This is a genomic window from Micromonospora chersina (assembly GCF_900091475.1).
In the GTDB taxonomy this organism is placed as follows: Bacteria; Actinomycetota; Actinomycetes; order Mycobacteriales; family Micromonosporaceae; genus Micromonospora; species Micromonospora chersina.
In genome coordinates, this window is record NZ_FMIB01000002.1 from 6,411,704 (window position 1) to 6,433,570 (window position 21,867).

Below are 21,867 nucleotides of genomic sequence, written 5' to 3' on the forward strand. Positions count from 1 at the left end.
GCGGGCGAATCGACTGCCCGCAAACGTCGATCATCGTACACCCGGCGCGCCGGCGGCACGCACTCGGCCGACCGGTCCACGCGCCCCGCCCGACCGGGTCGGCGGGGCTTCCGGCGGGCCGCCCGCGTTAGCGCTTACCTGCCGGTAACCCCTAGGCTCGCCACCGACTGGGAGATCAGCTGAGCAGAGGGGGAACCGTGGCCCGTACCGTGCTGGTGACCGGCGGAAACCGGGGAATCGGCCTGGCCATCGCGCAGGCCTTCGCCAAGCAGGGCGACCGGGTGGCGGTGACCCACCGCAGCGGCGAGGCCCCGGCGGGGCTGTTCGGCGTGAAGTGTGACGTGACCGACGCCGAGTCGGTGGACGCCGCGTTCGCCGCGATCGAGGCCGAGCTGGGCCCGGTCGAGGTGCTGGTCGCCAACGCCGGTATCACCGACGACACGCTGCTCCTGCGGATGTCCGAGGAGCAGTTCACCCGGGTGCTCGACACCAACCTGACCGGCGCGTTCCGGGTCGCCAAGCGGGCCTCGACGAAGATGCTCCGCGCGAAGTGGGGCCGCATGATCTTCATCTCCTCGGTGGTCGGCCTGGCCGGGGGCGCCGGACAGGTCAACTACGCGGCGAGCAAGGCCGGCCTGGTCGGCGTGGCCCGGTCGATCACCCGCGAGCTGGGCAGCCGCAACATCACCGCGAACGTGGTGGCGCCCGGCTTCATCGACACCGACATGACCGCCGTGCTGTCGGAGGAGCGCCGGGCGGAGATCCGCAAGTCGATCCCGGCCGGCCGGATGGCCAGCCCGGACGAGGTCGCCGCCGCGGTCACCTGGCTCGCCTCGGACGGGGCCGCGTACGTTTCCGGCGCCGTCATCCCGGTCGACGGCGGCCTGGGCATGGGTCACTGAGAAAGTACGGAGGAGATAGCACAATGTCCGGACTCCTGGCCGGTAAGCGGCTGCTGGTCACCGGCGTCATCACCGACGCCTCGATCGCCTTCTCGGTGGCGAAGCTCGCCCAGGAGAACGGCGCGCAGGTCGTGCTCACCGGCTACGGCCGGCTCTCCCTGGTCGAGCGGATCGCCAAGCGGCTGCCCGAGCCGGCGCCGGTGATCGAGCTGGACGTCACCAGCACCGAGCACCTCGCCGGCCTGGCCGACCGGGTGCGCGAGCACGTCGACGGCCTCGACGGCGTGGTGCACTCCATCGGCTTCGCCCCGCAGAGCTGCCTCGGCGGCGGCTTCCTCGACGCGCCCTGGGAGGACGTGGCGACCGCCCTCCAGGTCTCCACGTACTCCTACAAGTCCCTGGCCATGGCGGCGCTGCCGCTGATGTCGGCGGGCGGCGCCGTGGTGGGCCTCACCTTCGACGCCACCAAGGCGTGGCCGGTCTACGACTGGATGGGCGTGGCCAAGGCCGGGCTGGAGTCCGCCTCCCGCTACCTGGCCCTGCACCTGGGCAAGCAGGGCATCCGCAGCAACCTGGTCGCCGCCGGGCCGCTGCGCACCATCGCCGCCAAGTCCATCCCCGGCTTCGACCAGTTCGAGGACGCCTGGACCGAGCGCGCCCCGCTGGGCTGGAACCTCACCGACCAGGAGCCGGCCGCCCGGGCCTGCCTGGCGCTGCTCTCCGACTGGTTCCCGGCCACCACCGGCGAGATCGTCCACGTCGACGGCGGCTACCACGCGATCGGCGCCTGACACCGGGCGCGAAACCTGCTCGACCCGGGGTGGTCGCCGGACCGGCACGGCCGTCGGGGGAGAATGGAACCATGGCGTACGACGCGTTGGTGCTGGTCTCCTTCGGCGGCCCCGAGCGGCCCGAGGACGTGCTGCCCTTCCTGCAGAACGTGACCCGGGGGCGGGGCGTGCCGCCGGAGCGGCTCGCCGAGGTCGCCGAGCACTACCTGCACTTCGGCGGGGTGTCCCCGATCAACCAGCAGTGCCGTGACCTGCTCGCGGCGATCCGGGCGGACTTCGCCGCGCACGGCGTCGACCTGCCGGTCTACTGGGGCAACCGGAACTGGGACCCGATGCTCGCCGACACCGTGGCGCAGATGCGCGACGACGGCATCCAGCGCGCCCTCGCGTTCGTCACCAGCGCCTACGGCGGCTACTCGTCCTGCCGGCAGTACCAGGAGGACATCGCCTCGGCCCGGGCCGCCGTCGGCCCGGACGCCCCGCTGATCGAGAAACTGCGGCAGTTCTGGGACCATCCGGGCTTCGTCGAGCCGCACGCCGACGCGGTCCGGGCCGCGCTGGCGCAGCTCGACCCGGCCCGGCGGGACAGCACCCGGCTGGTGTTCACGGCGCACTCGGTGCCGGTGTCGGCGGCCGCCACCGCCGGCCCGCACGGCGGCCGCTACACCGCCCAGCTCGAGGAGGCCGCCCGGCTGGTGCACGCCGCCGCCGCGCCGGATCTGCCCTACGACCTGGTCTGGCAGAGCCGCTCCGGTCCGCCGCAGGTGCCGTGGCTGGAGCCGGACATCAACGACCACCTGGCCACGCTGGCCGGCCAGGGCGTGACCGGCGTGGTGGTCAGCCCGATCGGGTTCGTCTCCGACCACCTCGAGGTGGTCTGGGACCTGGACACCGAGGCCCTCGACACGGCCAAGCAACTGGGCCTGGACTTCGTCCGCGCCGGCACGCCCGGCACCGACCCCCGGTTCGTGGCGATGGTCCGCGAGCTGGTGCTGGAACGGCACGCTCCGGACGGCGAGCGATACTTCCGCCGCCTCGGCGAGCTGCCCACCTGGGACACCTGCCCGGCGCTGTGCTGCGTGCCCCCGGCCCGCCGGCCCTGAGCCGGACCACCTCCGACAAACCCGTGGGGACGACACATGCATGACCGCAAGCCGGTGCAGAGCTGGCTCACCGACATGGACGGCGTGCTGGTGCACGAGGGCCAGCCGGTGCCCGGCGCGCCCGAGTTCGTCAAGCGGCTGCGCGCCTCCGGCAAGCCGTTCCTGGTGCTCACCAACAACTCGATCTACACGCCGCGCGACCTCCAGGCCCGGCTGGCCCGGATGGGGCTGGACGTGCCGGAGGAGGCGATCTGGTCGTCGGCGCTGGCCACCGCCCAGTTCCTGGCCGACCAGCGGCCGGGCGGCACGGCGTACGTGATCGGCGAGGCCGGGCTCACCACGGCGCTGCACGCGGTGGGCTACGTGCTCAGCGACTTCGCCCCCGACTACGTGGTGCTGGGGGAGACCCGCACCTACAGCTTCGAGGCGATCACCAAGGCCATCCGGCTGATCAACGACGGGGCCCGCTTCATCTGCACCAACCCCGACGCGACCGGCCCGTCGGTCGAGGGCGCGCTGCCGGCCGCCGGCTCGGTGGCCGCGATGATCTCGAAGGCGACCGGGGTGGAGCCGTACTTCGTCGGCAAGCCGAACCCGATGATGATGCGGTCGGCGTTGAACACCATCGACGCGCACTCCGAGTCCACCGCGATGATCGGCGACCGGATGGACACCGACATCCTCTGCGGCCTGGAGGCGGGGCTGGAGACCATTCTGGTGCTCACCGGCATCAGCAGCCGAGCCGAGGCCGAGCGCTACCCCTACCGGCCGTCGCGGATCGTCGACTCGGTGGCCGACCTCATCGACGAGGTCTGAGCCCCCGGGCTCAGGGGCGCAGCGGGGCGTTGCAGGCGGCCACCAGGGCCTGCCGGCAGGCGGTGGTCAACGGCCGCAGCGCCGCGTCCCGCTGCTGCGCCTCGTAGGTGTTCACCGCCCCGCCCGGTGCGCTCTCTCCGGCGAGGGCGAGCACCCGGTCCAGCACGGCCGCGCGGGCGAACAGCCGGCGCGACCGCGGGTCGAAGCCGGGCGGCAGGTCGGTCCCGCCGTCCGGGCGGCGCAGCGCGGCGAGCGCGCCGGCCAGTTCGGGCCGCCACTGGGCCACGTCGAGCCGGGTCAGCGCGGCCGTCGTCTCGGCCAGCGCCGCGGCCAGTTCGGCCTCCGCCTCGGCGGCGCCGGGCGTGGTCAGGGACGCCTTCGGCGCGTCGGCCGGCAGCGCGTGCACCCGCCAGAGCACGGTCTCCCAGGTCATCCCCGAGCCCGAGGTGTGGGTGCGCACCTCCGGGACGAACCCGAGCCCGCTGGCCACCACGGCCTCCCCGGCCAGCAGCGCCGCACCGGCGAAGGCGCCGGGGCCGGGCAGCCCGCGCGGGTCGCCCGGGGCCGGCAGCACCAGCCGGATCTCGTCCGGGGAGAGCTTGGCCAGGCTGGGCAGCGCCTCCCGCAGGGACACGTCGGTCCAGGTGCCGGGGGCGTCGGCGACCAGGTGCTCCTCGTCGCCGGCGATCTCGTCGGCGACCTCGTCGAAGGGCACCAGGCCGGCGCGCCAGGCGCGAACCCAGGCGACGAACCGGCTCGACCGGCGCGGAGCCAGCGTGGCCGCGCCCGTTGCGGGGGAGGACATGCCGAAAGGGTACGTGCTCGCCGCCGTCGCTGTCTCGGCTGCCGCTCCGGCGGCGTGACCTGCCCCCAACTACCCCCTTCGCCCCTTTCTGTGTCACCGGTGGAACGCCTGGTCGGCGCGTCGCCGGGCGACACGCCGGGCCGGTGGCTAGCGTGATCGACATGGCGGGGCGATACGACGGCGACGTGCTGGCGGGTGACTGGCGGCGGCGGAAGGTGATCCCCGAGGTCGACGCCGAACCCGACCTGGTGGTCGAGGACGCCGACTCCGGGTTCTGCGGCGCGGTCGTCGGCTTCGAGTCCGGCGCCGTGGTGCTGGAGGACCGGCACGGCCGGCGGCGCAACTTCCCGCTGCTGCCCGCCGCGTTCCTCCTCGACGGCTCGCCGGTGACCCTGCGCCGCCCGGTCCGCGCCCCGGCGCCCGCCGCCCGCCGGCGCACCGCCTCCGGCTCGATCGCCGTCGACAACGTGCGGGCCCAGGTCGCCAAGGCCAGCCGGATCTGGGTCGAGGGCGTGCACGACGCGGCCCTGGTCGAGCGGATCTGGGGCGACGACCTGCGGATCGAGGGCGTGGTGGTGGAGCCGCTCGACGGCATCGACGCGCTCGCCGCCGAGGTACGCGCCTTCGCCCCGGGCCCCGGCCGCCGGCTCGGCGTGCTTGTCGACCACCTGGTGCCCGGCTCCAAGGAGAGCCGGATCGTCGCGCAGGTCACCTCGCCGCACGTGCTGATCACCGGGCACCCGTACGTCGACGTGTGGCAGGCCGTGAAGCCGCGGGCGCTGGGCATCCCGGCGTGGCCCGTGGTGCCGCCGGGACGACCCTGGAAGGAGGGGGTCTGCGCGGCCCTCGGGGTGGCGGAGCCGGCGGACATGTGGCGGCACATCCTGTCCCGGGTGGACAGCTTCGCGGACGTGGAGACGCCGTTGATCAACGCCGTGGAGCGGATGATCGACTTCGTGACGTCGCCCGAGTAGCCGTTGCCCCTCCGGTCAGGGTTCCTGGTCGGGGGTTCGCGTGAAGACGAAGGTGGCGATGTCGAGGGCCACCGCTCGCCCCGCCTCGTCGCGGATGACCGTGAGGAGTTCGCCGTCCTGGGAGCCGGAGCGGCCGCGCCAGCGGTCCGGGGCCTCCGGGGTGAAGCGGAGCAGCGGCCGACCGACCTGGCCGCCCACCAGGTCGCCGGCCGGGTCGACCCGGAACTCGTACTCGCCGCCCATCCACCACCAGCGGCCGGTCAGCTCGGCCAGGTCGGCGGGCGGCGCCTCGGCGGGGCGCCACGGGGCGGGCGCGGCCGGCTCGGCGTCCAGCACCAGGGTGAGGATGTCGCGGGCGAGGCCGACGACGTGGTGGCCGGCACGCAGGCCGTACGAGTTGGCGAAGTCGACCACCGCGGTGCGGGTGGGCCGGTGCACGGCCAGGCCGGCGACGTAGCCGGGCATCGAGCCGCCGTGGCCCACGTACACCCGCTCGCCGACCCGGTAGAGCTCCACGCCGAGGCCGTGCCCGCCCGTCCAGGCGTCCAGGTCGCTGATCACCACGGGCGCGCACATCTCGGTGAGCGTGGCCGGGGCGAGCAGGTCCGGGGCCGGGTCGGCCAGGAAGGCCGCCCAGCGGGCCAGGTCCTCGACGGTCGACCAGAGCTGCCCGGCCGGCGCCATCGCCCCGGTGTCGGTGCGCGGCTCCTCCCGCAGGGTGTCGTGCCAGGGGTGCACCACGTAGCCGGGGGCGTACGGCTCGGTCGGGTGGTAGGTGGTGCGGCGCATGCCGAGCGGTTCGAGGAGCCGCTCGCGGAGCAGGTCGGCCCAGGGCGTGCCGGTGATCCGCTCCAGCACCCCGCCGAGCAGCCCGTACGCCAGGTTCGAGTAGTGGTAGACGTGGTGCGGCGGGTGGGCGATCTTCGCGGGGGTGAGCCCGGCGAGCAGGGTCGCCAGGTCGGCGCCCGCGGACCGTTCCCACCACTGCCCGTCCGGCTCCCGTTGCAGGCCGCTGGCGTGCCCGAGGAGCTGGCGCAGGGTGAGCGCGCCGACCGGGGTGCCGGGCAGGTGCTTGTCCAGCGGGTCGTCGAGGGCCAGCCGGCCGGCGTCGCGCTGCTGCATGACCAGCACGGCCGTCATGGTCTTGCTGATCGAGCCGATGCGGTACTGGAGGTCCGCGTCGGGCCGGGGCTGCTCGCCGGCCAGGGCGACGTGCGCCAGGCCGCCGTCGCGGACCACCCCGAGGGCGAGCGAGGGGCCGCGCCCCTCCGCCTGGGCCCGGGCGACCAGCAGGTCGACCTGTCGGGCGGTCTCGGGCAACAGGGCCATGGCGTCCTCCTCGGCGGTCGTCGGCGCGCTGCCGAGCTTAGGTGATCATGCGGGTCCCTGTGGCGTGCGTCGGCGTGTCACGATCTAAGGGTGGACGCCGTGTTCTGGATCGTGCTGGGTGTGCTGCTGGCGGTCGCCGAGATCTTCACGACGACGCTCTTCCTGATCATGTTCGCCGCCGGGGCGTTCGCGGCCGCCGGCGCCGCCGCGCTGGGCGCGCCGGTCGCGCTCCAGGCACTGGTCTTCGCGGTGGTGTCCGCGCTGTCGGTGGCAGTGGTCCGGCCGGTGATCAAGCGGCACGCCATGCCGGCGCTGGAGAGCGGCGACCAGCCGTTCGGGGTCGAGGCGATCGAGGGGTCCAGCGCCATGGTGCTGGAGCCCGTCGACGCCGAGCGAGGCCTCGTCAAGATCGACGGTGAGCTGTGGACGGCCCGGTCGTACGACGCGACGCGCAGCTACGCGGTGGGCGAGCGGGTGCAGGTGATAAAGGTCCGGGGCGCGACCGCCCTGGTCTGGCAGGACGAGATTTCCACCCCGGGCGGGCTGCCCGAAGGGAAAAGGTGAAGAGATGGAGTTTGCAGCGATCCTGTTGATCGCCGTCGCCGTGATCGTCGTGGTGACGCTGGTGAAGGCGGTGCGGATCGTGCCGCAGCAGCGCCAGGACGTGGTGGAGCGGCTGGGCAAGTACAAGCGGACCCTGAACCCGGGGCTGAACCTGCTGGTGCCGTACATCGACGCGGTGCGCACCAAGGTCGACATGCGGGAGCAGGTGGTCAGCTTCCCGCCGCAGCCGGTGATCACCTCGGACAACCTCGTCGTCTCGATCGACACGGTGCTCTACTTCAAGGTCGTCGACTCGGTCCGCGCCACCTACGAGATCTCCAACTTCCTGCAGGCCATCGAGCAGCTCACCGTCACCACGCTGCGCAACGTGATCGGCTCGCTGGACCTGGAGCGGGCGCTCACCAGCCGCGAGGAGATCAACCGGCACCTCTCCGGGGTGCTGGACGAGACCACCGGCCGGTGGGGCATCAAGGTGACCCGGGTCGAGATCAAGGCGATCGAGCCGCCGCCGAGCATCCGCGACTCGATGGAGAAGCAGATGCGCGCCGAGCGGGACCGGCGGGCCGCCATCCTCAACGCCGAGGGCCACAAGCAGTCGCAGATCCTCACGGCCGAGGGCGAGAAGCAGGCCGCCGTGCTGCGCGCCGACGGTGACCGGCAGGCCCGGATCCTTCAGGCCGAGGGCCAGGCCAAGGCGATCCGCACCGTCTTCGACGCGATCCACCAGGCCAACCCGAGCCAGAAGGTGCTCGCCTACCAGTACCTGCAGGCCCTGCCGCAGATCGCCAACGGCACCGCCAACAAGGTCTGGATCGTCCCGACCGAGCTGACCAAGGCCCTGGAGGGCATGGGCGGCGCGCTCGGTGGCCTGGCCAACATGGTCGGCGACGTGCCGTCGCCGGAGGCCACCCAGAGCGCCGGCGAGGTCGAGCGGGAGGCCGCCGAGGCCGCGCAGGCCGCCGCCACCGCGGCCCAGGAGATCCACGACGAGGTACGCGTGGCTGAGGCGCAGGCCACCGGCGGCAACGCCCCGCAGGGGCTGCCGGCGCCCGAGCCGGTCTCCCCGCAGAGCCTGCTCAACGACCCGTCGGACCAGCGCGAACGGGGCTGACGGGCACGCCGCCGGCAAATCCGAGAATCACTCATACGGCGCCCCGGCGCCTGCCACGATCGGTCTGAGGACGGTGGTGAGCAGGACCGGGGCGCCGTCGCGCGTCCCGCACGCGGAGCGAGGTGACGCATGAAGGATCCGGCCAACCGGCTGTTCTCCAGGACCCCGGTCCCCGGCGCGCACGACCCGGCGGGGCCGCTCGGCACCCGGCGTACCGGGGGCGGGTTCGGGGTGCTGCCGTTCGTGTCCGAGCCCGGGCCGGCCGCCCCCGCCACCGACGCGAGCTGGGCCTGGTCGGTCCGCCGGTTCGCCCGGGCGGCCGTCTGGCTGCTGCCCGCGTACGCGGTCCTCTACGGCCTGGTGGCCATGGCCAGCGACGGCGGGGTGGGCAACGACCCCTACCCGGCCGACGGTCAGCCGGTCTACCTGATCGGCTGGGTGGCCGCGGTCTGGCTCGGGCTGCTCGCCCTGCTGGCGCTCACCGGCCTGCTCGCCGCCACCCGGTGCCGGCGGATCGCCCTCGTCGGCCTGCTGGCCAGCATCGGCGGGATGGTGCTCATGCTGCCGTTCGCGGGGCTGGAGGAGCAGGCGCCGGTCTTCGGCACCACGGCGCGCACCGTCGTCCTGGTCGGCGCCACCTTCTACAGCCTCGGGTGGTTCCTCACCGGCTGGTCGGTCGCCCGGTCCGGCATGTTCTCCTACGGGGACGGGATCATGCTGATGATCGCCGCCCCGCTGCTGGGCCTGGGCGGCGCGCTCATCGGCTCGCTCCAGACCTTCGGCGCGATCTTCGTGCTGATTTCCGGCATCGGCATCGGCTACCGCTCCGGGCGCCTCGTCCCCGCGGTGATCGCCCAGGACGCCCTGGCCGCGAGCATGACGGCCACCCCCGCCCCACCCACCACAGGCCCCCGCCCCACTGGCTGACCGGTTCCATCCGGTTCTGCCCCGCCAGAACTGAGAGGTTGCCGTGAGGTGACTGACAGTTGCCTGGCGGGGTGGTCGAATCGCGGTATTCGCGGTAATCCTGGAATCCATGCCGTCTCCCCGGTCGCCGCTGTCGCGGCTCCTCACCGTGCTGCTCGCCGGCGTCCTCGCCGGGCTCGTCCTCGCGGTCGCCGCGCTCCCCGGCGGCCTGCTCGGCGGGCTCGCCGCGAAGGCCAGCCTGGGCGCGTACGCGGAGCTGCCCGACGCGCTGCGCACCCCCGCGCAGCCGCAGCGCTCCTACCTCTACGCCAACGACGGCAAGACCCTCATCACCACGTTCTACGACGTCAACCGGTCCGACGTGCCGCTCGCCGAGATCGCCCCGGTGATGCGGCAGGCGATCATCGCCGCCGAGGACCGCCGCTTCTACTCGCACGGTGGCGCCGACCTGCGCGGCATCGCCCGCGCCCTGGTCGCCAACGTCAAGGGCGGCGGCACCGAGCAGGGCGGCTCGACGCTGACCATGCAGTACGTCCGCAACGTGCTCAAGACCGACCCCACCCGCACCGCCGAGGAGCGGCAGGCCGCCACCGAGCAGACCGTCGGGCGCAAGCTCCAGGAGATCCGGTACGCGAACGCGCTGGAGAAGACGCTCAGCAAGGACGAGATCCTCAACCGCTACCTCAACATCGCGTACTTCGGCTCCGGGGCGTACGGCGTCGCCGCGGCCAGCCAGCGCTACTTCGGCAAGGCCCCGGCTGACCTGACCCTGGGCGAGGCGGCGCTGCTCGCCGGCCTGGTCCAGTCGCCGGACGAGTACAGCCCGATCGACGGCGACAAGGACCAGGCGCTCGCCCGCCGGGGGTACGTGCTCGACTCGATGGCCGAGACCGGCGCGATCACCACGCAGCAGGCGGCCGCGGCCAAGGCGGAGCCGCTCACCCTGCACCCGACCGCCCAGCCCAACGGCTGCACCTCGGTCGCCCAGGGGCACGACGACTGGGGCTTCTTCTGCGACTACCTGCGCCAGTGGTGGCTCGCCCAGCCGGCCTTCGGCAACACGGTCAAGGAACGCGAGCAGGCGCTGCGGCGGGGCGGCTACAGCGTCGTCACCACGCTCGACCCGAAGATCCAGCAGACCGCCCAGAAGCAGGCCACAAGCGTCTACGGGTACGGCAACAAGCGCGCCCTGCCGATCGCCGCGGTCGAGCCCGGCACCGGCCGGGTGCTCGCCATGGCGGTCAACCGGCACTACAGCCTCGCCGACAACCCGGCCGGGCAGGCCAACCACCCGAACACCGTCAACCCGCTGATCTCCGGCGGCGCCAGCGTCGACGGCTACCAGGCCGGCTCGACGTTCAAGATGTTCACCATGCTCGCCGCGCTGGAGGCCGGCAAGACGCTGTCCACCGGCTTCGACGCACCGGCCAAGCTGCCCACCCGCTACGGCTCCGACGCCGAGGGCAACTGCGACGGCAAGTGGTGCCCCGCCAACGCCAACCCGGAGTGGATGGACGGCTACCGGATGATGTGGGACGGCTTCGGCCGCTCCGTGAACACCTACTTCGTCTGGCTGGCCGAGCAGGTCGGCGAGGACAAGGTGGTGGAGATGGCGCAGCGGCTCGGCATCACCTTCCGGGCCGACTCCGACGCCGCCTTCGCCAAGGACGACGCGGAGAACTGGGGCGCGTTCACCCTCGGCGTGGCCGCCACCACCCCGCTCGACCTGGCCAACGCGTACGCCACCGTGGCCGCCGAGGGGACGTACTGCACGCCGCTGCCGGTGGTCTCGGTGACCGCGGCCAACGGCGAGAAGGTCGACGTCGGCCAGCCCTCCTGCCGGAAGGTGCTGGACGCCGACGTGGCCCGCGCGGCCACCGACGCGGCCCGCTGCCCGGTCGGCCAGCAGTCGGCGTACGGGCAGTGCAACGGCGGCACGGCCACCTCGGTGAACCGGATCGTCGGCCGCCCGGTGGCCGGCAAGACCGGCAGCTCCGAGCAGAACGCCACCGAGACCTTCGTCGGGTTCACCCCGCAGGTGGCCGTGGCCGGCATCGCGGCCAACCCGGACGACTCGACCGACCTGGTCGGCTCGGCGGTGCAGGCCAAGGTGATCGACGCGGTCGCCCGGGTGATCAAAACGGCGGTGGACGGCAAGCCCGTGAAGGACTTCACCGCGCCGAGCCGCGAGCTGGCCGGCGACCCGCAGCGCCCCCAGCCCCGACCCACCCCGCAGCCCGAGGAGCGGCGCCAGCAGGAGCGCGACAACCTGCCCTCGGACCTGCTCCGCTGGCTCCAGGGCCGCGGCCGCGGCTGACCCACCCCTCAGCGGCCGACAAGCGGTGACACCGTGCGGTCCAGCGCCGCGGCCACCTCGTCGGGGTCGGCGTCGCCGTCGAGCACCACGAACGAGCCGAACTCGGGCAGCGCCCGGTAGGCGGCGTCCAGCGCGCGCAGGTGCGCCAACTCCTCGGTGTCGATGCCCCGCGCGGCGACCCGCCGCTGTGCGACCTCCGGCGAGGTGGCCAGGAAGCAGACCACCGCCGGGCGCGGGAAGATCGCGTACCCGGCCCGGACCGCCCGCCGGCCCCGGTCGCCGCGCGCGGCCATGATGACGTCCTGGCACCAGGTCCACCGGTCCAGCACCGCCGTGCGCCCGGTCAACCGCGCCACCAGCACGGCGCGGGCCATCGCCAGCGCACGGACCGTCGCCTCCAGCGCCGGATAGAGGGTACGGCCGAACAGCGCCGGCCCGTCCGCCCGGCCGAGCGCCCGGGCCAACCGGTTCCACAGCGGCCGCCCACCGGCGTTCTCGAAGTAGGTCGCCGGGATTCCCCGGGCCGTCAGCCGGCGGGCGAGGGCCCGGGCCTGCGTGCTCTTGCCGGAGCCGTCGACGCCGACCAGGGCGATCATCACGGAGCGTGCCACGGATCCGGACGCTAGCCGCCCCGGGCAAATCTCCCGAAGAAAATGTCACGCCGGCTGTCGGATCGGGTCGGCCGGCTCCGACCCACCGGTGAGCGCGCCCGCCGGGGGCGCCGCCGGAAGCGGAGGACATCATGCGCAAGCTCGTCTACTGGGTGCACCAGTCGGTCGACGGCTTCATCGAGGGGCCGAACGGGGAGTTCGACTGGGCGGCCATGGCGCCGGAGCTGTCCACGTACTCCTTCGAGCTGACCGACCGGGCCGACGCCTTCCTCTACGGCCGCAAGGTGTGGGGGATGATGTCCTGGTACTGGCCCCGCGCCGAGCAGATCTCCCCGGACCCGCACGACCTGCGGTTCGCGCCGATCTGGGCCCGCACCCCGAAGATCGTCATCTCCCGCACGCTGGAGAGCGCCGAGTACGGCGCCCGGGTGATCGGCCGCGACCTCGCCGCCGAGGTCGCGGAGCTGAAGGCGCAGCCGGGCAAGGACCTGCTGCTCACCGGCGGCTCCGGCGCCGCGGCGGCCCTCACCGAGCTGGGGCTGATCGACGAGTACCACGTGGCGGTGCACCCGATCGTGCTGGGCGGCGGCACCCCGGTCTTCCCCGGCAAGGACCGCCTCGACCTGCGGCTGACCGGGACCCGCGGCTTCGACGGCCGCTCGGTGCTGCTGCGCTACGAGCGGGCCTGACCGCCTCAGCGCCCGCGGCGGCGGGGACGGTACGTGGCGACGACCGACGGCAACCCGCGCCGGAGGATCTCGGTCCGGTCGCTGTCCCCGCGCAGCACCGCGGCGGCCGTCTTGCGGGCCTGCTCGGCGGTGAAGTGAGGCGGCAGCATCAGCTCCGCCGGGTCGACGACCGCGTTCACCACCACCGGCCGGTCGGCGCCGAGCGCCCGCTGCCACAGGTCGGGCACCTGGTCGGGGGAGTCGACGAGCACGCCGTCGAGCCCCAGCACCTCGGCCCACCTGTGGTACGCCACGTCCGGCAGGTCCTGGCTGGCCGGGAACATGGGCGTCCCCTCGCCGGAGCGCTGCTCCCAGCTCACGAAGGACAGGTCGCGGTTGTTGAGCACCAGCACCACGAACCGCGGGTCGGTCCACTCCCGCCAGTACTTCGCCACGGTGATCAGCTCGTTGACACCGTTCATCTGCATGGCGCCGTCGCCGATGAGCGCGACCAGCGGGCGGTCCGGGTGGGCGAACTTCGCGGCGATCGCGTACGGCATGGCCCCGCCCATGGAGAGCAGGGTGCCGGAGAGACTGGCCAGCATGCCGGGGCGGACCCGGACGTGGCGGGCGTACCAGGCGGTCGCGGTGCCGCAGTCCACGGCCAGCATCGCGTCGTCGGGCAGGGCGTCGTCGAGGGTCGCGAAGAGCAGCTGCGGGTTCACCGGGTCGGCCGGCTGCTCGGCCACGTCCCGCTGGGACTGCCGCCACTTGGCGGTGGCGTCGGCCAGGGTGGCCCGCCACGCGGTGGGCACCGGTCCGGTGCCCAACTCCCGCAGCAGCGCCCGCAGGGTCGGCGCGGCGTCGCCGGTCAGGTTCACCTCGGTCGGGTAGCGCAGCCCCATGCGGCTGCCGTCCAGGTCGATCTGCACGGCTCGGGCCCGCCCCTGCGGCGGGTAGAACTCCGAGTACGGCATGTTGCTGCCCACGATCAGCAGCCGGTCGCACTCCTGCATGAGCTGCCAGCTCGGGCGGCTGCCCAGCAGGCCGATGGCGCCGGTCACCCACGGCTGCCGGTGGTCGACGGCGGCGAAGCCGAGCAGGGCGGTGGCCACCCCGGCGCCGAGCCGGTCGGCGACCCGGCGGACCTCGTCCTCCGCGCCCAGGGCACCCTGGCCGACGAGCATGGCGACCTTCTCGCCGCCGCGCAGCACCTCGGCCGCCCGGCGTACCTCCTCCTCCGGTGGCACGGTCGGCATGCTGCTCGGCACCGCGCTGGTGTGGTAGTAGCCGTGGGCGTGCGGCGGCTCCGGCACCGCCGGCTCGTCCTGCACGTCGGAGGGGAGCACCAGGGCCGTGACCGTACGCCGGGCCAGCGCGGTCCGGCAGGCCCGGTCGACCAGGTGCCGCGCCTGGGACGGGTCGTCGAGCTGGGCGAGGAAGGCCGACGCCACGTCCTTGTACAGGGCGAGCAGGTCCACCTCCTGGTAGTAGCCACCGCCCTCGGCGGGCAGCGCGGTGTGCCCGAGCAGCGCCACCACCGGCTGGTGGTCGAGCTTCGCGTCGTAGAGGCCGTTGAGCACGTGGATCGCGCCGGGACCGCTTGTCACCAGCACGCAGCCCAGCGGACCACCGCCGTACTTGACGTGGGCGCTGGCCGCGAAGCCGGCCGTCTCCTCGTGCCGGACCTGGATGAACTGCGTCCGGTCGGCGGCCCGTTGCAGCGCGGAGGTCATCCCGTTGATGCCGTCGCCGGGATAGCCGTAGTAGCGGTGCACGCCCCACTCGGCCAGCCGGGACACGATGTAGTCGGCGACCGTGGCGTTCCGGGGCAGCCGGCCGTCGCCGCTGGGGTCCGCGCTCATCGTGGTGGTCCCTTCGTCGCTGTCCGCTTTCCCGGGCTCCCGTTCCCGTCCCCGGGCGGCGGAAACCCGGGCCGCGCCGGACCGGCCGGACCGACCAGGCAGAATCCGTCAGGTGCCCGTCCACGAGATCACCGACCCCGACGACGACCGGATCGCCGACTACCGCGCGCTGACCGACGTGGAGCTGCGGACCCGCTGGGAGCCCCCGCACGGGCTGTTCATCGCCGAGGGCGAGCTGGTGCTGCGGCGGGCGCTGCGGGCCGGCTACCCCGCCCGGTCGTACCTGGTCGACGCCAAGCGGGTGGACCAGCTCGCCGACCTCGACACCGGCGACACCCCGGTCTACGCGGCCACCCCCGACGTGCTCCAGCGGGCCACCGGCTTCCACGTGCACCGGGGCGTGCTCGCCTCGTTCCGCCGCAAGCCGCTGCCGTCCGCCGCCGAGGTGCTGGCCACCGCCCGGCGGGTGGTGATCCTGGAGGACGTCAACAACCACACCAACCTGGGCGCGATCTTCCGGGCCGTGGCGGCGCTCGGGGTGGACGCCGTGCTGCTCTCGCCGACCTGCGCCGACCCGCTCTACCGGCGCAGCGTCCGGGTCAGCATGGGCGAGGTGTTCGCCATCCCGTACGCGAAGCTGGAGCCCTGGCCCGACGCGCTCGGCCAGGTCCGGGCGGCGGGCTTCACGGTGCTGGCCATGACGCCCGCGCCGGACGCCGTGCCGATCCAGCGGCTGGACGCCGGGCAGCGCGCCCGCGCGGCCCTGCTCATGGGCGCCGAGGGCGCCGGCCTGACCCGGGCCGCCATGGACGCCAGCGACGTGCGGGTGGTGATCCCCATGCGGCGCGGGGTGGACTCGCTCAACGTGGCCGCCGCCACCGCAGTGGCGTGCTGGGAGCTGGGCCGCGACGACCCGCTGTGACGCCGGGGCGGCCCCTGCCGCCCCGGCGCCGCGCGGTCAGGCGAAGTACGTCGACCAGAGGTTGTGCGTCGGCCAGCTGCTCACCGCACGCGAGGCGGTCCAGAGCGCCGAGTCGATCGGGGCGTAGCTCAGCCCGGACTCGTCGTCGCGCTGGTTGAACACCGCCGCCCAGCTCATCCCCTGGTACGTCCGCACCAGGATGCTGTACGTCCCGGCGAAGCTGCCGGTGTGCCAGGTGTTGCGGCCGGTGCCGCCGGTGACCGGGCGGACCGCCCAGCCGAGGCCGTAGTACCAGCCGTCGGTGTTGACCCCGGTCGGGTTGGGCACCGCGAAGACGCGACCGGTCGAGGTGCTGTTCAGCACCGGGCTGCCGCTGTCGAAGGCGGTCGCCCAGCGGACCAGGTCCACTGCCGAGGCCAGCCAGCCGCCGTTGGCGTCGTGGATGCGCATGCTGAAGGTGCCGTACGGCGCGTCCACGATCGTGCCGGAGTCGTCCAGCACGGTGGGGCCGGTGTACTGCGACCGGTAGCCGACCTCGCCGGCGTGCCGGCTGACCGTCCACCCCAGCCCCATCCGGGTGATGCCGAGCGGGGCGAGCAGCTTCTGCTTCACGTACGTCTCGTAGGGCAGGCCGCTGACCTTCTCGACGATCCGGCCGGCGAGCAGGTAGCCGTAGTTGCTGTAGGAGACCGTCGAGCCGGGCTCGTGCATGAGCGGCTGGCCGGACATGAACCGGATGATGTCCGCGTGCGTCAGCTCCATCGGCACGCCGAGCGCGTTGGCGATGATCCGGTCCTTGAAGACCGGGTCGAACGCGGTGAGGTCCTTGTCCCAGCCGCCGGTGTGCTGGAGCAGCCGCCACAGCGTGACACTGGCGAGCCGGGGGTCGGCGGTCTGCCCGGCCGGCGGGGTCAGGTCGAGGAACTTGGTGATCGGGTCACCGAGGCTGAGCTTGCCGTCCTGGGCGAGCCGCACCACCGCCGCCGCGGTCAGCGACTTGGAGAGGCTGGCCACCCGGAACAGCGAGGTGGGCTTGATGAGCATCGGTGAGTTGTTGCCGTAGCCGCGGGCCAGGACGAGCCGGCCCTGGTAGGTCACCGCCAGCTGGCCGGCGTCGATGTTCCGGGCCTGCATGAAGCTCTTCATCGTGTCGTCGAACGCGCTGAGCGCGCTCACCGTGGTGCCGGTGCTCGTCCAGGTGTCCACGGCGGCCGCTGCCGGCGCCGTCACCGCGCCCGCGCCGAGCGCCCCCGCCCCCGCGGCGGTGACCAGCTTCGCGAACGCCCGTCGGCTGACCGTCGTCCCGTCCATGCCTCCCTTCCGATTGATCACGATCACCGGCACGCTACTGGAGGTGATCGAGGAGCGGGGGACCGCCCGGCGCGCTCGGAATCGGCGGTGACGCAGGGTAGCGTGTCGCCCGTGTTCCCTACCGTCCGTGAGGTGCTCGCCCTGGTGCCGGTGCGCCACGGCGCCCCGCGCCTGGTCGCGGGGGACGCGGGCCTGGACCGGCCGGTGCGCTGGGTACACGTGGCCGAGGTGCCCGACATCGCCACCCTGCTCGGCGGCGGCGAGCTGGTGCTCACCACCGGGATCGGGCTGCCCGCCGACGACGCCGGGCTGCGGGCGTTCATCGGCGACCTGGCCGACGTCGGGGTCTCCGGGCTCGTCGTGGAGCTGGGCCGCCGCTACGTCAGCGGGGTGCCCCGGGTCATGGCGGCCGCCGCCGAGCGCCGCGGGCTGCCCCTTGTCGAGCTGCGCCGGGCCACCCCGTTCGTGCGGATCACCGAGGCGGTGCACGCGCTGATCGTGGACGCCCAGCTCACCGAGCTGCGCGCCACCGAGGAGATCCACCAGCGGTTCACCGAACTCTCCGTGGAGGGAGCCGAGCCGGCCGAGGTGGTCCGCCAGGCCGCCGAGCTGGCCGGCTGCCCGGTGGTGCTGGAGAACCTGTCCCGGCAGGTGCTCGCGTACGACCCGGCGGGGGAGAGCGCCGAGCTGCTGCTGGACGGCTGGGAGCAGCACTCCCGGCGGATCCGGCCCGCCGGGCGCACCGCGTACGACCCGGACAGCGGGTGGCTGGTGACCACCGTGGGGGCCCGCGGCCAGGACTGGGGGCGGCTGCTGCTGCGCTGGCCGGCCGGCGGCGAGCTGACCACCGGCGGTCCCGACCGGACACCGGCCGCCCCGGAGGACCGGCCGGTGTCCGACGACCCGGCCCCGGCGATCACGATCGCCGCCGCCGACCCGTCCGACGGGTACGACGCCGGGGCGGCCGGCGCCGGCGCCCCGACCGACCCCGCGACCCCGCCCACCCGGCTGACCATCCTGATCGAGCGGGCCGCCTCCACCCTCGCCCTGGGCCGGCTCATCCGGCGCGACGCCGAGGGACTGGAACGGCAGATCCACCGGACCCTGCTCACCGCCCTCATCGACCACTCCCGCCCGGTGGACGAGGTGGCACTGCGCGCCAAGGCGCTCGGCGTCACCCTGGACCGCCGGCACCTGGTCGGCGTGGTGGTCCGGCACCGGGCCGACGACCCGGCCGAGGGCGGCGGGCCGGGCCCCGACGCCGGCCCCGAGGCCGGCCCGGCCCGGCTGCGCGACCTCGCCGAGGCGGTCGGCCAGGCGCTGCGGGAGGCGAAGCTGACCGCCCTGACCAGCGCCGTCGACGACCAGGCGGTGGGTGCGCTGCTCGCGCTGCCCGACCCGGCCGCCGAGGAGAAGGCGCTCGCCGCGTTCGCCGCCGCGCTGCGCCGGGTACGCCTCGACGCCGACCCGGCCCGCCCACCGGCGCCGCGCCCGGCCCGCCCCGTCGACCCGGCCGCCCGTACCGTGGCGGTCGGCGCGCTGCGGGCCGCGGATCCGGCGTCCCGCCCCCGCCCGGCCGGGCCGGCCGTGATCGTGGCGGCCGGTTCCGGGGTGGGCAGCCTGCGGGAGGCGCGCCGCTCACTCGTCGAGGCGCGGCAGGTCGCCGAGGCGGCCCGCCGGGACCGCCGGGACCTGCCGTACTTCCGGCTGCCGCACGTCGGGCTGGCGGGCCTGCTGCACCTGCTGCGGGACGAGCCGCGGTTGCAGACCTTCGTCGAGCGGGAGCTGGGCGGGCTGCTGGCGTACGACGCCCAGCATCCCCGGGAGCAGTTGCTCGGCACCCTCCGGGCGTACCTGGAACAGGGCCGGAACAAGTCCGCGGCGGCCGCCGCCGCCCACCTGTCGCGACCCGCCTTCTACGAACGCCTGGCGCGCATCGGCCGCATCCTCGACGTGGACCTCGACTCGGTCGAGCAGTGCCTGTCCCTCCACGTGGCCCTACTGGCCCTGGACGCCGTCCGCACCCCCTGACGCCCTTGCCCGCCCCCTTGAGGGTTGGTGGATCAGGTCAGGGCTGTCAGGGCCTTCGCGTACTGGGTGGGGACGTACGTCGGGCCGCCGGGGGTGAAGACGTCGGAGGTGGCGGCGGCCGACCAGGCCGTCGCCGGGACCGCTTCGACCAGGGCGCGGATCACCGGGGCGTCCCGCCACTGCTCCTGCTCGGCGAGCAGGCTCAGCGCGACCACCGACTCCTCCACCTCGCCGACGCACTCGAACGGCTTGTGGCCGTCCACCCCGAGCAGCTCCCGGTAGCCGGGGATCTGGGACTCGTCGGCCAGCAGGTCGCCGCCGAAGATCGCGGTGAGCCGCTCCCGGGGCATGAACGGGGCCATGGCCAGGAAGACGAACCGGCACTTCGGGCAGTCGCGGCACCAGCGCTCGCTCGCGTCGCGCAGCTTGAACGCGGCGTTGCAGCTGGTCACCACGGCGTCGTAGCGGTCGGTGTCGGCGAAGAGCCGGGCGATGTGCAGCTCGGACAGCGACCGCAGCAGCGAGAAGTACGGCTCGGTGAGGCCGGCGTGCTCGGCCAGTGCCGCCCGCAGCAGCCCCTCCGCCTCGACGCCCTTGGACCACTGGTGGTTGATCTCGTGGCCCTGCCAGACCAGGTTCGGGTCGGACGCCGAGCGCTCGTTGGACATCACCACCGGACCGAGCCCGTGCAGCACGGCCGTGGCGACCGCGATCAGCGAGTTGATCGCGGTGACCGGGATGTGCCCGTTCCGCGCGCCGGCCGCGTTGAGGTCGAACAGCACCGGGTCGATCCGCCGCCGGGCGGCGAGCGGCACCAGGTCGGACGCCTCGTTGACCGAGACGATGACGTGGTTCGGGTTGACCGAGAAGGGCACCGGGTCGAAGCCGGCCCGGCGCAGCGCCTCCAGCGTGACGATGGAGTCCTTGCCGCCGCCGACGGCCGACAGCGGGCGCCGGTCGGAGTTGTCCAGCGGCGCGGCCGGCTCCACCGAGCCGGCCGGCACCTCCGGGCGCAGCTCCAGCACGTGCGGCAACTGGTTGCGGTACGCGTACTCGGCGAGGCCCTTGGTGTAGACGGCGGTCACGAGGTCGGCGGCGGCGGCGCCCAGCGGCGCCGGCAGCACCAGCCGGGGCGGCGCGGCGGCCTTGTAGTAGCTGACCCCGGCGACCACGTGCAGCAGTTCGAGGACCCGCGCCAGGGTGGCCGCGGTGTCGTCGGACACCGGCTCCGCCGGCAGGGGAAGGGTGACCACCTCGGTGAACCGCTGCTCGCCGTCGGGGCCGGTCAGGGCGTAGTCGAACAACACCTCGCCGGTGGCGAAGTCGATCGAGTAGGACGGGAAGGTGAAGGCGTCCATCCGCCGCAGCTGCTCGTTGGGCACACGCCATACTAGGCCCTGGTTCGTCCGGCCGTGTCCGGCTGTGCCGGACCGCACCCGCCGACCCGCCGACCCGACCCCCGAGGAGAGCCCGTGCGCCTGTCTGATCTGCGCGGACGTCATGTCGCCGTCTGGGGCGCCGGCCGGGAGGGCCGGGCCGCGGTGACCGCGATCGCCGCGCACGGCCCGGCCGACCTGGTGGCCGTCGACGACAGCGCGAACTTCCTCACCCTGCCCTGGGAGGGCCCGCTCGCCGCGGCGGCGCCGCTGGTCACCGGGGAGGACGGCTTCGCCCGGCTGGCCGCCGCCGACGTGGTGGTCCGCTCGCCCGGGGTGCCGAACACCCACCCCTGGATGGTGGAGCTGCGCCGCCGGGCCGTCCCGGTCACCCAGGGCAGCGCGCTCTGGATGGCCGACCACGCGGACCGGACCGTCGGGGTGACCGGCAGCAAGGGCAAGAGCACCACCTCCAGCCTGATCAGCCACCTGCTCACCGCCATGGACCGGCCGAACGTCTTCGGCGGCAACATCGGGGTGCCGCTGCTCGACCTGCCCGAGGCGGAGCTGTACGTGCTGGAGCTGTCCAGCTACCAGTGCGCCGACCTGACCGACTCGCCGCGGGTGGCCGTGGTGACGGCGCTGTTTCCCGAGCACCTGGACGCGCACGGCGGCGAGCGGGAGTACTACCGGGACAAGCTCAACCTGCTAGCGCACGGTCCGCACACCGTGGTGGTCAACGGCGCCGACCCGCGGCTGGCGTTCGAACTGGGGGACCGGGCGGCGGTCCGGGCCGGGTCGACGGACACCACCCACGTGGCCACCGGCCCGGACGGCGCCCGCTGGTTCCACCTGCGGGACACGCCGCTGTTCCCGCGCGCCGTGCTGCCCCTGGTCGGGCGGCACAACGAGGGCAACCTCTGCGTCGCCCTCGCCGTGCTCGACGCGCTCGGCGTCGACGTGGTGGCGCGCAAGGACAGCCTCGCCATCGCGGTGGCCGGGTTCCAGGGCCTCGCCCACCGGCTCACCGAGATCGCCGACCCGTCCGGGCTCACCTTCGTCGATGACACGCTGGCCACCAGCCCGTACGCGGCCATGCACGCGATCGACGCGTACGAGGGGCGGCCGTTGACCGTGATCGTCGGCGGGACCGATCGGGGGCTGGACTACACCCCGCTCCGCGACCACCTGGCCGAGCGGGAGATCACCGTCATCGGCATCCCGGACAGCGGCCCCCGGATCGTGGAGGCCCTCGCCGGGCTGGCGGCGGTGCGCACCGAACTCGCCGAGGACCTGGTGGCCGCCGTGGGGCTGGCCCGCAAGCTCACCCCGGCCGGCGGCGTGGTGCTGCTCTCCCCGGCCGCGCCCAGCTACGGCCGGTTCCGCAACTTCGAGCACCGCTCCGAGGTCTTCGCGCAGGCGGTCGCCGACACCGCCCGCTGAC

General features: G+C 74.0%; 19 protein-coding genes. 13 read left to right on the forward strand and 6 right to left on the reverse strand.

Annotated features, from left to right (window positions below):
• Positions 1 to 197: 197 nt before the first annotated feature.
• The 4 genes from fabG (at position 198) to GA0070603_RS29875 (ending at position 3,612) form a co-directional block, all read left to right on the forward strand.
• Positions 198 to 902: a beta-ketoacyl-ACP reductase gene (fabG, locus tag GA0070603_RS29860; protein WP_091320908.1), complete on the forward strand. Its 705-nt coding sequence runs from the start codon at positions 198 to 200 to the stop codon at positions 900 to 902.
• 23 nt (positions 903 to 925) lie between these two features.
• Positions 926 to 1,693: an enoyl-ACP reductase FabI gene (fabI, locus tag GA0070603_RS29865; protein WP_091320911.1), complete on the forward strand. Its 768-nt coding sequence runs from the start codon at positions 926 to 928 to the stop codon at positions 1,691 to 1,693.
• A gap of 71 nt (positions 1,694 to 1,764) precedes the next feature.
• On the forward strand, positions 1,765 to 2,796 hold the full coding sequence (locus tag GA0070603_RS29870; protein WP_091320913.1) for a ferrochelatase: 1,032 nt from the start codon (positions 1,765 to 1,767) through the stop codon (positions 2,794 to 2,796).
• A gap of 36 nt (positions 2,797 to 2,832) precedes the next feature.
• Entirely contained in the window at positions 2,833 to 3,612 is a 780-nt protein-coding gene (locus GA0070603_RS29875; RefSeq protein ID WP_091320915.1) for an HAD-IIA family hydrolase, read from the forward strand.
• A 10-nt stretch (positions 3,613 to 3,622) separates the two neighbouring features.
• On the opposite strand, the gene GA0070603_RS29880 is transcribed toward GA0070603_RS29875, so the two are convergent.
• Positions 3,623 to 4,417 (reverse strand): Rv1486c family protein, encoded by a 795-nt coding sequence (locus tag GA0070603_RS29880; protein ID WP_091320917.1) that lies wholly within the window; start codon positions 4,415 to 4,417, stop codon positions 3,623 to 3,625.
• A gap of 161 nt (positions 4,418 to 4,578) precedes the next feature.
• Between GA0070603_RS29880 and GA0070603_RS29885 the strand changes: the two genes are divergently transcribed.
• Positions 4,579 to 5,391: a DUF3097 domain-containing protein gene (locus GA0070603_RS29885; protein ID WP_091322444.1), complete on the forward strand. Its 813-nt coding sequence runs from the start codon at positions 4,579 to 4,581 to the stop codon at positions 5,389 to 5,391.
• A 15-nt stretch (positions 5,392 to 5,406) separates the two neighbouring features.
• Here the strand turns inward: GA0070603_RS29885 and GA0070603_RS29890 are convergent, their stop codons facing one another.
• Positions 5,407 to 6,720, reverse strand: a complete 1,314-nt coding sequence (locus GA0070603_RS29890; protein WP_091320918.1) for a serine hydrolase domain-containing protein — start codon at positions 6,718 to 6,720, stop codon at positions 5,407 to 5,409.
• Positions 6,721 to 6,810: 90 nt separating this feature from the next.
• Here GA0070603_RS29890 and GA0070603_RS29895 point away from each other — a divergent pair, with 90 nt between their 5' ends.
• From GA0070603_RS29895 to GA0070603_RS29910, 4 genes are all read left to right on the forward strand, one after another.
• Positions 6,811 to 7,284 (forward strand): NfeD family protein, encoded by a 474-nt coding sequence (locus GA0070603_RS29895; protein ID WP_091320920.1) that lies wholly within the window; start codon positions 6,811 to 6,813, stop codon positions 7,282 to 7,284.
• A 4-nt stretch (positions 7,285 to 7,288) separates the two neighbouring features.
• Positions 7,289 to 8,395 (forward strand): SPFH domain-containing protein, encoded by a 1,107-nt coding sequence (locus GA0070603_RS29900; protein WP_091320922.1) that lies wholly within the window; start codon positions 7,289 to 7,291, stop codon positions 8,393 to 8,395.
• Positions 8,396 to 8,524: 129 nt separating this feature from the next.
• Positions 8,525 to 9,322 (forward strand): hypothetical protein, encoded by a 798-nt coding sequence (locus GA0070603_RS29905; protein ID WP_091320924.1) that lies wholly within the window; start codon positions 8,525 to 8,527, stop codon positions 9,320 to 9,322.
• Positions 9,323 to 9,431: 109 nt separating this feature from the next.
• A complete protein-coding gene (locus GA0070603_RS29910) occupies positions 9,432 to 11,639 on the forward strand; it encodes a transglycosylase domain-containing protein (protein WP_091320926.1) in 2,208 nt (735 codons plus the stop codon).
• A gap of 8 nt (positions 11,640 to 11,647) precedes the next feature.
• Here the strand turns inward: GA0070603_RS29910 and GA0070603_RS29915 are convergent, their stop codons facing one another.
• On the reverse strand, positions 11,648 to 12,250 hold the full coding sequence (locus GA0070603_RS29915) for a dTMP kinase (protein ID WP_091320928.1): 603 nt from the start codon (positions 12,248 to 12,250) through the stop codon (positions 11,648 to 11,650).
• A gap of 131 nt (positions 12,251 to 12,381) precedes the next feature.
• On the opposite strand from GA0070603_RS29915, the gene GA0070603_RS29920 reads away from it, so the two are divergent.
• Positions 12,382 to 12,939: a dihydrofolate reductase family protein gene (locus tag GA0070603_RS29920; RefSeq protein ID WP_091320930.1), complete on the forward strand. Its 558-nt coding sequence runs from the start codon at positions 12,382 to 12,384 to the stop codon at positions 12,937 to 12,939.
• A 5-nt stretch (positions 12,940 to 12,944) separates the two neighbouring features.
• Here the strand turns inward: GA0070603_RS29920 and GA0070603_RS29925 are convergent, their stop codons facing one another.
• Entirely contained in the window at positions 12,945 to 14,783 is a 1,839-nt protein-coding gene (locus tag GA0070603_RS29925) for a thiamine pyrophosphate-requiring protein (protein WP_091320932.1), read from the reverse strand.
• A gap of 112 nt (positions 14,784 to 14,895) precedes the next feature.
• On the opposite strand from GA0070603_RS29925, the gene GA0070603_RS29930 reads away from it, so the two are divergent.
• Entirely contained in the window at positions 14,896 to 15,705 is an 810-nt protein-coding gene (locus tag GA0070603_RS29930) for a TrmH family RNA methyltransferase (RefSeq protein WP_091320933.1), read from the forward strand.
• Positions 15,706 to 15,741: 36 nt separating this feature from the next.
• Here GA0070603_RS29930 and GA0070603_RS29935 read toward each other — a convergent pair whose 3' ends face one another.
• Entirely contained in the window at positions 15,742 to 17,016 is a 1,275-nt protein-coding gene (locus GA0070603_RS29935; protein ID WP_091322445.1) for a serine hydrolase domain-containing protein, read from the reverse strand.
• A 111-nt stretch (positions 17,017 to 17,127) separates the two neighbouring features.
• On the opposite strand from GA0070603_RS29935, the gene GA0070603_RS29940 reads away from it, so the two are divergent.
• Complete coding sequence (locus GA0070603_RS29940; protein WP_482805284.1) at positions 17,128 to 19,047, forward strand: PucR family transcriptional regulator; 1,920 nt, start codon at positions 17,128 to 17,130, stop codon at positions 19,045 to 19,047.
• A 32-nt stretch (positions 19,048 to 19,079) separates the two neighbouring features.
• On the opposite strand, the gene GA0070603_RS29945 is transcribed toward GA0070603_RS29940, so the two are convergent.
• Complete coding sequence (locus GA0070603_RS29945; RefSeq protein ID WP_091320935.1) at positions 19,080 to 20,429, reverse strand: MurL-like N-terminal domain-containing; 1,350 nt, start codon at positions 20,427 to 20,429, stop codon at positions 19,080 to 19,082.
• A 90-nt stretch (positions 20,430 to 20,519) separates the two neighbouring features.
• On the opposite strand from GA0070603_RS29945, the gene murD reads away from it, so the two are divergent.
• Positions 20,520 to 21,866 (forward strand): UDP-N-acetylmuramoyl-L-alanine--D-glutamate ligase, encoded by a 1,347-nt coding sequence (murD, locus tag GA0070603_RS29950; RefSeq protein WP_091320937.1) that lies wholly within the window; start codon positions 20,520 to 20,522, stop codon positions 21,864 to 21,866.
• The last annotated feature ends 1 nt before the right edge of the window (position 21,867 follow it).